The sequence below is a fragment of the Pseudomonas sp. S32 genome (assembly GCF_016648095.1).
GTDB lineage: Bacteria > Pseudomonadota > Gammaproteobacteria > Pseudomonadales > Pseudomonadaceae > Aquipseudomonas > Aquipseudomonas parafulva.
In genome coordinates this window covers 110153-122784 of record NZ_JACVVF010000001.1, presented here as the reverse complement: position 1 = coordinate 122784, position 12632 = coordinate 110153, and the positions used below count along the sequence as shown (strand labels likewise).

General features: G+C 54.9%; 10 protein-coding genes and 1 pseudogene. 5 read left to right on the top strand and 6 right to left on the bottom strand.

Going from position 1 to position 12632, the window contains the following annotated elements:
- Positions 1 to 2 precede the first annotated feature (2 nt).
- From hisC to IAE38_RS00545, 4 genes are all read left to right on the top strand, one after another.
- Entirely contained in the window at positions 3 to 1049 is a 1047-nt protein-coding gene (gene hisC, locus IAE38_RS00560) for a histidinol-phosphate transaminase (RefSeq protein WP_201215283.1), read from the top strand.
- A gap of 134 nt (positions 1050 to 1183) precedes the next feature.
- The gene (locus IAE38_RS00555; RefSeq protein ID WP_060482213.1) at positions 1184 to 1831 is read left to right on the top strand and encodes a FadR/GntR family transcriptional regulator; all 648 of its coding nucleotides are present in this window, start codon (positions 1184 to 1186) and stop codon (positions 1829 to 1831) included.
- Positions 1832 to 1843: 12 nt separating this feature from the next.
- Complete coding sequence (locus tag IAE38_RS00550) at positions 1844 to 3124, top strand: CynX/NimT family MFS transporter (protein ID WP_201215281.1); 1281 nt, start codon at positions 1844 to 1846, stop codon at positions 3122 to 3124.
- Positions 3125 to 3191: 67 nt separating this feature from the next.
- Entirely contained in the window at positions 3192 to 3677 is a 486-nt protein-coding gene (locus tag IAE38_RS00545) for a nuclear transport factor 2 family protein (RefSeq protein WP_201215279.1), read from the top strand.
- Here IAE38_RS00545 and IAE38_RS00540 read toward each other — a convergent pair.
- The gene (locus tag IAE38_RS00540; protein WP_201215277.1) at positions 3656 to 4528 is read right to left on the bottom strand and encodes a hypothetical protein; all 873 of its coding nucleotides are present in this window, start codon (positions 4526 to 4528) and stop codon (positions 3656 to 3658) included. The genes IAE38_RS00545 and IAE38_RS00540 overlap by 22 nt on opposite strands.
- An 82-nt stretch (positions 4529 to 4610) precedes the next feature.
- On the opposite strand from IAE38_RS00540, the gene IAE38_RS00535 reads away from it, so the two are divergent.
- Positions 4611 to 4877, top strand: coding sequence for a GIY-YIG nuclease family protein (locus IAE38_RS00535; protein WP_236403231.1), 267 nt, complete (start codon positions 4611 to 4613; stop codon positions 4875 to 4877).
- Positions 4878 to 4890: 13 nt separating this feature from the next.
- On the opposite strand, the pseudogene yejK reads toward IAE38_RS00535, so the two are convergent.
- From yejK to IAE38_RS00510, 5 genes and pseudogenes are all read right to left on the bottom strand, one after another.
- Positions 4891 to 5625, bottom strand: a pseudogene (gene yejK / locus IAE38_RS00530) (nucleoid-associated protein YejK); the annotation flags it as partial.
- Between the two features lie 166 nt (positions 5626 to 5791).
- A complete protein-coding gene (locus IAE38_RS00525) occupies positions 5792 to 7963 on the bottom strand; it encodes a hypothetical protein (protein ID WP_201215275.1) in 2172 nt (723 codons plus the stop codon).
- 223 nt (positions 7964 to 8186) lie between these two features.
- Entirely contained in the window at positions 8187 to 8831 is a 645-nt protein-coding gene (locus IAE38_RS00520; protein ID WP_236403176.1) for a hypothetical protein, read from the bottom strand.
- Positions 8832 to 9019: 188 nt separating this feature from the next.
- Complete coding sequence (locus IAE38_RS00515; protein WP_201215273.1) at positions 9020 to 10120, bottom strand: caspase family protein; 1101 nt, start codon at positions 10118 to 10120, stop codon at positions 9020 to 9022.
- A 27-nt stretch (positions 10121 to 10147) separates the two neighbouring features.
- Positions 10148 to 12631: a GAP1-N1 domain-containing protein gene (locus IAE38_RS00510; protein WP_201215271.1), complete on the bottom strand. Its 2484-nt coding sequence runs from the start codon at positions 12629 to 12631 to the stop codon at positions 10148 to 10150.
- Between the last annotated feature and the right edge of the window lies 1 nt (position 12632).

Genomic DNA, 12632 nt, shown 5'->3' with positions numbered 1-12632 from the left:
GCATGAGTCGATTCTGGAGCCCTTTCGTCAAGGACTTGGTGCCTTACGTCCCCGGCGAGCAGCCCAAGCTGGCGCGCTTGGTCAAGCTCAATACCAACGAGAACCCCTACGGCCCATCGCCTAAAGCGGTGGAGGCCATGCGCGGGGAGTTGGGCGACAACCTGCGCCTGTACCCGGACCCCAACGGTGACCGTCTCAAGCAGGCGGTCGCGGAATACTACGGCGTCACCCCGGCGCAGGTGTTTGTAGGTAACGGCTCGGACGAGGTGCTGGCGCACATCTTCCATGGCCTGTTCCAGCACGACGCGCCGCTGCTGTTCCCGGATATCAGCTACAGCTTCTACCCGGTGTACTGCGGCCTGTATGGCATCGCCTTCGAACAGGTGCCGCTGGATGAGCAGTTCCAGATCCGCGTGGAGGATTACCGCAAGCCGAACGCGGGCATCATCTTCCCCAACCCCAACGCGCCCACTGGCTGCCTGTTGCCCCTGCAGGCCGTGGAGCAGTTGCTGCAGGCCAGCCCGGATTCGGTGGTGGTGGTGGATGAAGCCTACATCGACTTCGGCGGCAAAACGGCCATCAGCCTGGTGAACCGCTACGACAACCTGCTGGTGACCCAGACCCTGTCCAAATCGCGGTCGCTGGCCGGCCTACGGGTTGGGTTGGCGGTGGGCCACCCGGACCTGATCGAGGCGCTGGAGCGGATCAAGAACAGCTTCAACTCGTACCCGCTGGACCGCGCCGCCATCGTCGGCGCGGCAGTGGCATTCGAGGACCGCGCCTATTTCGACCAGACCTGCCGCAAGGTTATCAACAGCCGCGAAAAGCTGGTCGCGCAGCTGCAGGCCAAGGGGTTCGAAGTGCTGCCGTCTGCTGCCAACTTTGTATTCGCTCGCCATCCACAACAGGATGCCGGGGAGTTGGCGGCGCGTTTGCGCGAGCAAGGCGTGATCGTGCGCCACTTCAAGCAGCCGCGTATTGATCAGTTCCTGCGCATTACCATCGGTACGCCTGAGATGAACCAGGCGTTGCTGGATGCACTGGGCTGACACACAGTTAGAGGCTGGCCGGGATAAGGTGCGGTGCAAACCGGCTACCCCACCTTATCTGGCGATAAACGATTGTTGAGCGATCAGAGATGCTTTATTTTGATCGCTGATTCGTCCGATGACTGGATGTACCGATGTCCTTGTTGATAAAACGCTCGTTGGTCGAGCAGGCGGTGGATCAGTTGCGCGAGCGTATCTCGCAAGGCGCCTGGTTGGTTGGTGAGCGGCTGCCCACCGAGCCTGAACTGGCCCTTCAGTTGGGGATCAGCCGCAATACCGTGCGCGAGGCCATGCGCGTGCTGGCGTTCAGTGGCCTGGTGGAAATTCGCCAGGGGGATGGCAGCTACCTGCGCACCGCTCAGGACCCTTTGCACGCTGTACAGGCCATGACCCAGTGCACCCCCGAGCAGGCACGGGAAACCCGCCATATTCTGGAAACCGAGGCCATTGCACTGGCAGCCCTGCGCCGTACCGACACGGATCTGCAGCGCCTGCGGGAGGCCCTGAAGGGCAGCGCCGGCCATTTCCACGGTGATGTGGACGCCTACGTCGCCTGCGACCTGGTGTTCCACCAGCGTCTGGTCGATGCGGCCCACAACCCGGCACTCAGTGAGCTGTACCGCTATTTTTCCGGTGTGGTAGCTGCGGCCTTGCAGCACAACATGGCCACGGTCCCCCGTTGCCAGGCCACGTTCGACCTGCATGGGCAAATCCTCGACGCTATCGAACAACGCGATGCCCAGCGGGCCAAGCGCCTGAGCCGTACCCTCATCGAATCCTGATACGAGAAGCCCATGTCTGATTCCACGACCCGTACCAACCCACCCGGCACGGCAGACCTCGACCCGTTGCTGATCGATGCCGAGGCCGATGACGAGCAGGTGCAGGCGCAACCGGCGGTTACGCCGCGCCCCTGGCTGCTGTTGCTCGGCCTGGTACTGGTGGCATTGAACCTGCGCCCGGCATTGTCGAGCATGGCACCCGTGTTGGGCCAGGTGTCCGACGGGCTGGGGCTCAGCGCCGCGCAGGCCGGGTTGCTGACCACCTTGCCGGTGTTGTGCCTGGGCCTGTTCGCGCCACTGGCGCCGGTACTGGCGCGTCGTCTGGGCAGCGAGCGCGTGGTGCTGGTGATTCTTGTCACCCTGGCGCTGGGCATTGTGCTGCGCAGTACGCTGGGGGTAACAGGGCTGTTCATGGGTAGCCTGGTGGCAGGGGCCAGCATCGGCATCATCGGGGTCTTGCTACCCGGTATCGTCAAACGTGACTTCCCTCAGCATGCTGGCACCCTGACGGGCGTGTACACCATGGCGCTATGCCTCGGCGCAGCCATGGCGGCCGGGGCCACGGTGCCGCTGGCCCAGTATTTCGATAACAGCTGGGCCCTGGGGCTGGGGTTCTGGATGCTGCCTGCCTTGGTGGCCATGTTGGTGTGGCTGCCCCAGGCTCGCCAAGGCCACGGCCAGCACAAGGTTGCTTACCGCGTGCGCGGCCTGTGGCGCGACCCGCTGGCCTGGCAGGTGACGTTGTACATGGGCCTGCAGTCGTCACTGGCCTATATCGTCTTTGGCTGGTTGCCGTCGATTCTGATCGGGCGTGGCCTTAGCCCCACTCAAGCGGGGCTGGTGCTGTCGGGTTCGGTGATCGTGCAACTGGCAAGCTCCCTTGCAGCCCCTTGGCTGGCCACGCGTGGCAAAGACCAGCGGCTGGCGATCGTGCTGGTCATGCTGGTGACCCTCTGCGGGTTGTTCGGTTGCCTGTATGCGCCGCTCTCCGGGCTGTGGGGCTGGGCGGTGGTGCTGGGGTTGGGGCAGGGTGGCACGTTCGCCCTGGCGCTGACCTTGATCGTGCTGCGCTCCCGGGATGCCCATGTGGCGGCGAACCTGTCGAGCATGGCTCAGGGCGTGGGTTATACCCTGGCGTCCATGGGGCCCTTCGCGGTGGGGCTGGTACATGACCTGACCGGTGGCTGGGCAGCCCTGGGCTGGGTATTTGCGATTATCGGCCTGGGGGCCATCGTGTTCGGCCTGGGGGCGGGGCGTGCCCTGCATGTCCAGGTCACCAGCGAGAAGGTCTGAAAGGCCGCTGGCGCAAGCGAGCCGGGCGGATTATCGTGCGGCTTTGCCCTTCCAGGACCTTTAGCCCATGAGCGACGCCAACCGTGAACTGATTACCCGCTTCTACCAGGCCTTCCAGCGCCTCGATGCCGAGGCCATGGCTGCCTGCTACAGCGACGATGTCGTCTTCAGTGACCCGGTGTTCGGCACCCTGCGCGGCAAGGATGCCGCAGACATGTGGCGCATGCTGACCCAGCGGGCAAAGGCGTTCTCCCTTACCTTCGACAAGGTGCGGGCGGATGAGCACGGCGGTGCGGCGCAGTGGGTGGCGACCTACACGTTTGCCCAGACCGGGCGCACGGTGGTCAACCGCATTCAGGCGCGTTTTCTGATTCGGGACGGGCTGATCTACCAGCACGACGACAGTTTCGACCTGTGGGGGTGGTCGCGCCAGGCGCTGGGCACGCCGGGTTTGCTGCTGGGCTGGACACCCTGGCTGCAGGGTAAGGTACGCCAGCAGGCCTTCAAGGGCCTGCGAGCGTTCCAGCATGCTCAAGGTAGCGCGACGGCCTGATCGCTTTCGTAGTAACTGAAGGTGGCGCGTTCAGTGCCATCTTGCGGCAGGCGGATGCGTATCACCGGTATGAAGCCGCCGTAGGTCTTGTGCCAGTCTTGCTGGTCGGTCTGAGCCTGCTGCAAGGCCCCATACTCGCCCTCGATGTGGAAAAACGACTGGATGGGCAGGGTATTGGCGCTGGCTTCTTCCCAGGCGCCCACCACCACTTCGTTCCAGGGGAACGGCATTTCCTGTGCGAACAGCTGCTGGCCGCGCAGGCTTTGGTAGAAGGCGTCGGCCCGTTCCGGCACGCGTGTGCGGCGGATGTCGAAGGCACACTGGCGTTTGTAGTCGCCGGTTTTCCTGTAGTGGGCTATCCAGTCTTCGGCGCTAACCACACCCTGCTCGTGGCAGGCGGCTTCGCGTTCAGGGGTCTGGCGGTTATCGCCGCAGCCCCGGTTGTCTCGCTCCCAGGTGTCACCGTCGGTGGGCCAGGCGCACAGCATCTCGTAGTGCAGCGAGCCCTTGGGCCGCTGCAGCAGGGGGTAGAGGGTGAAGCCGCTGCGCCCGTCGGCGGCCAGCCGGGTGACAGGCAAATCGCGACGCAGGTACGAGAAAGAAACGCCGCCCTTATCCTTGCTGTTCTGGCTATGATGCCAGGTGTGATAGTGCGGGGATGGCCGGGTGGACCTGAGCAGTACCCCCGAGCAGGCATGGGCCGGTACGGCGTTGCCTTCGCACTGTGCTGGGGTAGCGTCGTAGTTGCGCTGCATGCGCTGCGCGGTTTTCTCGCCGATGGACGCCTGGGTGGCAGAGGCTGCCGCCAGCAGTGCGACGGTCAGCCACGTACGGGTTTTACAAGCAAGCATGATGAAGCCCTCGATGTGTGGGCTCATCAAATTAATGATGGAAAGGGCAGGCGTCGTGAGTGAACAAGTGCCGGGTCAGGCAATGAAACCCTGGTATGTGTACCTGGTCAGGGCCGCAAACGGTTCGCTGTACTGCGGTATCAGCGACGACCCGCAGCGGCGCTTCGTGGCGCACCAGAACGGCAGGGGGGCGCGGTATTTCAAGACCAGCCCGGCCCAGGCGCTGGTGTATGTGGAGCAATGGCCGGACAAGGGCGAGGCCCTGCGTCAGGAGCGGCTGGTCAAACGGCTGCGCAAGTCGGCGAAGGAGGCCTTGGTGGCCTCCTATACCGCACCCGCCGCTGTGTAGGGTAGCCTGGGCCTTAGTCCTTGCGCCGCTTGAGCTGGTCGACCAAGGTAGTCGGCAGCCCTTTGATGATCAGCGTCCCCGCGGCTTCGTCATACTCCACCTTGTCACCCAGCAGATGGGCCTCGAAGCTGATCGACAACCCCTCGGCGCGCCCGGTGAAGCGGCGGAACTGGTTGAGGGTGCGTTTATCGGCAGGTATTTCCGGCGACAGGCCGTAGTCCTTGTTGCGGATATGGTCGTAGAACGCCTTGGGGCGCTCTTCGTCGATCAGGCTGGACAATTCTTCCAGGGTGACCGGTTCGCCCAGTTTGGTCTGGGTCGTGGCGTACTCCACCAGTGTCTGGGTTTTTTCCCGGGCGGACGCTTCAGGCAGGTCCTCGCTCTCCACGAAATCGCTGAAGGCCTTGAGCAGGGTGCGGGTTTCGCCCGGGCCGTCGACCCCTTCCTGGCAGCCGATGAAGTCACGGAAGTAGTCCGATACCTTCTTGCCGTTCTTGCCCTTGATGAACGAGATGTACTGTTTGGAGTTCTGGTTGTTCTTCCATTCCGACAGGTTGATGCGTGCTGCCAGGTGCAATTGGCCCAGGTCCAGGTGCCGTGATGGCGTGACGTCGAGTTCGGCGTTCACGGCCACGCCTTCGCTGTGGTGCAGCAGGGCGATGGCCAGGTACTCGGTCATGCCCTGCTGGTAGTGGGCGAACAGGATGTGCCCGCCCGTAGAGAGGTTGGACTCTTCCATCAGTTCTGGAGCCTTCTTAACAGTTACCTCACGTTTAGATCAAGAGAATCAAGTGGTTACCTAACCTAACTATGAATCGCCTTTGGTCTCGTAGACACCTCCAAGTCTCACTATGAGGCTTGGAGGTGTCTACGAGACCAGGGGCGTTGAAGAGTAGGCTAGAGATAGATAACCCTCACTCAACGAGCGCGGGCCCTAAATACCTATATTTCCGTTTGTGCAGCAGATTCATTTCATTAAGATCGTACTGGAACGTACAAAAAAACATCTTATAGATTCTGAAAATTGTACAATATGGCATTGGAGCTTTGCAGCTAACCATATCGTCTGATAAAAGCTCCCCATTTATGTAGGAGATCATATCATTCACACTAAATTCATCTGACTGCCAGCATGCGTATTCGCTATCTCCAGATGAAATCGTACCCGTCGACACGAAACGCATGAACTCGTTTGCATGAATCACTCGAACGCCATTTTTTGATAAGCCCGACAAAGCCCTGTTAGCGTTGATTACACCATAATGAACCTTAATTATCGATTTCGGCTCTACCTTCATGTTTCGCAGAAACTGATCCCGCACTAAACGATCTTCAAAGCGCTTTCTAAATTTTTCTAATTGCGAAAAGCCCTTAACAATATGGGCGTACGTATTGCGCAACTCAAAGTCATTTACTGGGTGGTACGGATTCTTACATTCAAAAAGGAATAAGTGGCCACCAAGAATTGCAGCAATATCGACCTCGTCCTCACCAAATATGAAGTCACACTCAACTCTAAAACCTTGCTCAATCAAGATGTCAGAAACGCTTTTCACCATATGGTCATGTTTGCCAAATACTGAAAAGTGCACATTCTCGCTAATTGCTAATGACCTCCAAAGATTCGAATATGCGAACACGGTTGGCATCACTAAGCAGCGATGTTCAATCGCGAGTATAGGCCTGTATTGGAGATCAATTACCTCATCGGAAATCACTCTGTCATTTGATAATCGTTCAAGTAACCCTTTGCAATCTGTCTGGTTTTTTCCAGTAATGCTCTGAAATATCTCAACAAGCTGCGCTCTGTCAAATACAGGAAGATGCGATCGCCGTCTTATTGACTCTGCATTTGGATTCCCATCGACCTTCAGTTTTTCCGATGCCTTTTTATATACAAATGCCACAAACCCAAAAAAACGTTGCAGTTTAAACAAATCAATGCAAGTGAAGTCGTTGTAAATCTTTGTCTCAAACACATTGGGATTATAGCTCTCATCCATCAGGGCCAGCATTTGCATCTGCTCTTCTCTGAATGGCGTGTTGTGACTAAAGATATTTGCCTCGTGACCATATGCGGCTAAAATTGCTTTTAGAACAATCCTTTCCTGCGGATTTTTCTTAATGGCATAGACTACGCTTTCCTCTCCTAAGCTATCGCTATCCCAAAATTCCTCAAGCAAATCATTATAACTTTTTGAGGTTGCAATTTTTGAGTAAATTCTCGCCTGCGCAAGCAATCTCAAATCAGTTTTCGTATAACCACAGCTCTTGGCAATCTCAAAGTCTTGACGATCTACTGCGATTCTTTTTCTGGTTTCATCCACCACGACCTCATAGTCAAAGAAGTCGACTTTGATTTCAGCCTCAAGATAAGTAGTTATTGCAAACGCCGTCTTAAACAGATCGTCGTATAATGTTTGGCTAGTGCTTTCATCTATGTCATTACTATCTTTAAGCTTCAAGCCGGGAGTCACCTCCCTATAAACCTGGACCAAATACGAGGCTGCCGTCAATATGCTTTCCTTGTTGTTGTTATAGAGCGTATCAACATATGGCTTTTCGAGCCTTTCATCAAAATACAAAAGCAAATCACTGTACTTCATTTCTGCGATGGTAAGCACTGTTTTCAGAAAGTAACGTCGTGCTTTAATCGCAGCTATGATTTTATTTTTGAAGTCGAGAATATCTGGAGCAACCTGCAGCAGTCCGTGAACCGACTGAACATAGTGCAATTCTTCGTCAGAGAGTGTTTGGCTATAGAATAACTCTAATAATAACTCCCTAATCAGTTTAGGGTTAAACTTTGATTTTGAAGCCCTAAAGACACCTTGCTTGCGCGCTTCTGCAAGTGGATTTTCTAACCCAGTGAAGAATAAAAATCTGAACATCCCGAAAGAAGCATCATATTTTTTATCTCCGATACTCCGTAGAAGATCAGAGGTTGCAAGTTTTATTAGCTCGTAACGTTTTTTTGTCGAGCTAGGTAGTTTATCAACTATTTTTGCGATCGCTTGATTAGCCAGATCGACGTCCACATGCTTTTTTGAAAGTATCCGTATTTCATTAGCGTATCTAGTAAGCATATTCACTCCCTAATTTAACTTGTCCATATTTTTTGCAATCGTGATACTCGATCACTGCTAACTATTTGCGCTAGAAAATCGCTGAAGCTCAGATCGTCCTTCAGCGCTTGCAGAGTCAACGTGGGGTAATGCTCGGCTGTACAACCGAGCTTAACCCCAGCAGAAAAAGAACCCCCGACTTAAGCGATGAGAGCCGGGAGAATTGAAGCTACAAAGTCAATTTTTAGGTGGGGTGGGCCGCGGCGGTGGTGGAGGCGGCTCTTTCCTCGGCTGGTGATCCTTTACATAGCGCATCGGGGGAGGAGGAGGCGGTGGTGGCTTTTGGGTCATTAATGGTTTGCTCCTGCTGATGTATGTAGAACGGAAGGAATGATAGCACTGAGACAAACAGTGCAGACGTCACATAATTCGTAAGCGAGCGGAGATAGATACCACGTTTGTCGTTGTTTTCTGCATTCACCGTGGCGCCTTCTATGAAGTAGTTTAATAGCACGGTTTTAAAATGAGCGTCGGCTTCTTCTGGAGTTTCCCAGTATTTCTCGTAGTCACTCCGTAAGCTTAGCCGGTGAGTTTCAAGGTCCATCAGTGTGGGAAGGCCTCTATCGGAGTCCCTTAATGACCATGCAGCACGGAAATACAGGGCGCCGATAAGAAGCATCAGGCATGTGCTAAGGTAGAAGATCCAGAAAAAAACACTCGCGAAACCGCCCTCAGTGGTCGGTGCTTTATTAAGCATGTAAGAAAGAAATGTGACTATTGCAACTAACATTGCTAGTGGCATGCTCAACCTAGCGTACAGCTTTTCCTTGCGATCGAGTTCTTGGTAAAAGACCTTCTCGTAAAAAGTAAATTTCTCTTTATCGTCCATTAATGACGGTCCTGATTTGGTGGCTTTGAGATGTGGTGAACACTACACAGCCAGTAAATACTAAATGCCGAAACTTATTGCTCTATATAACGAAATAGCCTAGTGCTGGCTGAGTTTTGCTCAACGAGCCAAGCTTGCGAAATTAGTAGGTGCTGCTCTCAAATTTTTTTATGAACTTAAAGCCCTGGTTAAGGCTCCGCTAACGTAGCCAAACCTGGGTGGTTTGAAAAGTCCTCCTTCGCTGTGCTCAGTAAGCTGCCAAAGCTGATATCTCTGCCCCCGCCGCCTTGCTTGAGAGTGCGAAGTGATGCATGCCACGCAGCCTGACCTGAGGGGTGAAACTGCAGGCGTGATAGGTCTCCACCGGCGCGGCTCCATACTTCTTGATCTCTAGGGCCAAATGGATAGAGCTCGATCAAGATCTTCTCTAATGCCGACCAAGAAGATTCATCTTTTATCAGTGGTGTTGCTCCAGCATTATCCGCCGACTTTTTTCCACCTCTGCTCAGTGCGATGGGGAAGTTACCTTCGACGTTGTCTGCCTTAAAAATCGGATGCTGCTCATCGGGAATTAGTTTAGGTACTTCTTCGGATACATAGTGGAATAGGTCAAAAACCTTTATGAAACCGCTTGCAGTCCTGTCGGCAGAACCGCGTAGGCCTGCTAGTAACGCTGTTGTGAACACACTGTTTCTTGCATTAAAGAATACAGACGACAATTCATCAGAGCGGCATGATGCCATTAATGCGCGCCCGCTACCTACTGCCAGCTTCGAAAATGTATTCTGGCTGTAGCCGGACTTGAGTTCGTGGCCGCTGTTATCAGTCAAATATTTTGATATCGCAGCGCCGCCCGCATGACAAGCATCGATCAAGACCAATAGTCGCTTTGCTTTTATTCGTGCAAGCGCAACCGCTAACTCGTTTGAGCTAATGGAGGTGTTTTCAATGTCAGCGAGATCGCCATCCACAGTGAGCAGCACGGTGTCCTCAATGCCCGGTTCGCCTACGATGCCACCGTGGCCGGAGAAGAACACGCAGACCGTATCATCAGGCCCGGCCCGAGTAACCAGTTCGTCTAGCCCTGCCAGTACCGCTGTCCGCGTTGCGTTTGCGTCTAGGAGGGTGACGACATTGGTAGGATGGTAACCGCAGTAGTCCGGCGATGAGAGCGTAGCGGCGACGTCATTGACATCGTTCAGAATCGCTTTAGGCAGTCTGGAAATATGCTGATAATTCGCCACACCAATAAGTAGGGCATGGCCTTGCGGGTAGCCGTTCGAGTTCATGATTCATGCCAAGGGTAGGTGAGAGGTTTAACGCCAACCAACAATGTCCGTATCGCCAATGAAGAGGCGTAGCTTCTCGTTCATGGGGAAGTCTTGGGACATAATCTTAAGAAGATCGCGGGCTGTCGGACGGCTGCCAGAGCGGACTGAATACAATGTAGTATGCCAACGCGTTGATCCATTTTGATAGTGACCGGGTAGTTCGGAGTTTTTACCTCCGGCGCGAGACCAGAGTTCTCCACTATCCGGACCGCTTGGATAGAGCTCACGGGCCTCATCTTCGAAAGCCTTCCACTTGTCGTCAACGCTGAGCTTTGTGATGCCAAGCTTCCAGCGCGTATAAAAACTAAGCAAGCCGGCGCACAACCTGAGCCCTGGCTTGATATCAGGCCGGTCGGAAATCCGATCCGAAAGATACATAGCTGCCCGTTCCCAATGTCGAGACGCGATGAGAGCTCCCAACTGCTCAGATACCCCATAAGATATTTTTTGAGCACTTTTCAAGAAGTTGTTTAGCCAGGTAATAAATCTCTCTTCGGAAAACGACTGGAGGCTACTAATGATCGCAAGACTTGTATCAAGGGGAACCGAAGACCTTTCAAGGATTGATCGCAGATTCGGGCTCGCCATGATTGCTTGTTCTAGCGGGGCTTCAGGAGTGCTCATCACATGGCCTTTCGCCGCGACTTCCAGCCAGCCGCATGCGGTTGCTTGGAGGTAATGTCCAAGCTGCAAAGGGGGCAGTTTTGACCAGAGTCGCGCCCGCTCTGGAGTGGCACAGAGGTCAGCCAAGGGTGTATTCGCCATAGCCTTGAGTAAACCGGTGTCAACAGGTAGTCCTGCGATTAGTTGAGCGAACACCGTGTCACGCGCACCAATGGCATTTTCAGGTGCGTTCCAAAGGGAGGGGGCCCTAGCAATCACCATACCCCACAACCGTTGCTCGATAATGTCATCGCAGCGGATATGAGACAGAATCTCAGGATGGAGAGTAGCCTGCTCTGAGCACAAGTCGACTACACGTGGATCCTTATGCGCGAGCGCACAATTCAATATTTCAAGCGGGCTCGCATACCGAAGGGCCGACCGCAATCCTTCACGATGGTCTAGGTCTTTATCTATCTTTAGCTGCTGGCCAGTTGCATCAATAGGGGGGAGCGTTGCCGCTAGCACTGCGCCGTATGCGGTCAACCAGTGCTTCTTCAGCAGAGGCGAGAGCAGAATGTCTGTAGATGTAACGTGGAGCTTTCTGGGGGCTTGCCCCGCAAAACGATGCTCAATTGTTGCATCAGCCGGAAAGTTTTCTAGCGCTACGACAAACGCGCTATGGTTATTCTCGGCCCATCTCCAGAGTGCTTGGAAGATGGCTTTGTTGCCCTGATGAGCTGCAGTCGAGAGGCCATTTTTCACTGCTGCGCACCAGTGCGGCAATGCAAGTTCCTTATCATCGGCCGCTGCGATTATCTGCGTCAAATCGCTATCGTCCTCACGTGCAAATGCGAGATTACTGACGAGCATTTCAACCGCCGACCACAACGGCTGCGTGTTGGCAAAGCCAGGGAGCGCCAAGTTCCTCAACAGCATCAACTGCTTGCAGCCTGCGCTTGGAATCAAGGCTGTGAAACGATCGGTCAGTCTGTTTTTGATGGTTGCACCGAATGTCGGTTGATTTGATAGTCCATCTGCTAAGCGTATCGCCCCCAGCAATTCATCGAAGTTTTCTCCGCCAGAGAGGAGAGCTTGCAGCCTTTCCAGCCGACTTAATTCTCTGAACGACTGAACTTCTAGGCCTAGCTCCTCAGCGAGGTCGAGAATTGGCTGCACATCGCGCTGGCCGCAAAGAATACCGGCGGATTCAGAGTTAGCTGACTCGTCATCAGACTTGACGATTCGGTGCTTTACCCAGCGAGATTGGAGCTGTTCTGGCGTGCATACAAGGGTCGGTCCCGGGTGCTCGACAAGGTCGCTCGGACCAAAGCTTAGTCGGAACGCGAAAGTGCGTCTTAGAGCCGGCCAGAGATTTTTCCACAAGGAATCAAGGAGTAGCTCAAATCCATCGACGCCCAGTCGAACCACTGGAGTGGGGCCTGAAGCTGAGAGAGCGTTGGCAGCACCTATCAAGTCAGCAGCGAGCACGGAGCTTCCGGCGCTCTCAAGCTCAAGTGTTAGCACCGATGTGGGGCACTCTGTAATTGAGGTTGCCAGTTGGCCAAATAGCGCGGCTAGGGTTTCCACCTTGCACATGTCGTCCAAACTGACGATTAGCGCATGAGTCAGTACCATGCCTCCGCGCGACGCGCTCGAATCTAGGAACGTGCGAGCAAGAAGGTAATAGTCGTCGACAGGAAAACCACGAACAAACGGCGACCAAGCTTGGACGCCAGGGGGCACTACATCCGGTAGGTCGAGCTTTGATGCAATCGCCGCAGCTATCGGTGCATTTGTACTTGATGTTCTAAGTCCATGACCGCGTCCAGGGATCTCGCCATAAATCGCCTGCTCAACTCGCATG

Coding starts and splice junctions, on each gene's coding strand:
- IAE38_RS00510 (WP_201215271.1), bottom strand. CDS start 12,631: ATGCGAGTTGAGCAGGCGATTTATGGCGAGATCCCTGGACGCGGTCAT.
- IAE38_RS00525 (WP_201215275.1), bottom strand. CDS start 7,963: ATGCTTACTAGATACGCTAATGAAATACGGATACTTTCAAAAAAGCAT.
- IAE38_RS00520 (WP_236403176.1), bottom strand. CDS start 8,831: ATGGACGATAAAGAGAAATTTACTTTTTACGAGAAGGTCTTTTACCAA.
- IAE38_RS00555 (WP_060482213.1), top strand. CDS start 1,184: ATGTCCTTGTTGATAAAACGCTCGTTGGTCGAGCAGGCGGTGGATCAG.
- IAE38_RS00515 (WP_201215273.1), bottom strand. CDS start 10,120: ATGAACTCGAACGGCTACCCGCAAGGCCATGCCCTACTTATTGGTGTG.
- IAE38_RS00545 (WP_201215279.1), top strand. CDS start 3,192: ATGAGCGACGCCAACCGTGAACTGATTACCCGCTTCTACCAGGCCTTC.
- IAE38_RS00550 (WP_201215281.1), top strand. CDS start 1,844: ATGTCTGATTCCACGACCCGTACCAACCCACCCGGCACGGCAGACCTC.
- IAE38_RS00535 (WP_236403231.1), top strand. CDS start 4,611: ATGAAACCCTGGTATGTGTACCTGGTCAGGGCCGCAAACGGTTCGCTG.
- hisC (WP_201215283.1), top strand. CDS start 3: ATGAGTCGATTCTGGAGCCCTTTCGTCAAGGACTTGGTGCCTTACGTC.
- IAE38_RS00540 (WP_201215277.1), bottom strand. CDS start 4,528: ATGCTTGCTTGTAAAACCCGTACGTGGCTGACCGTCGCACTGCTGGCG.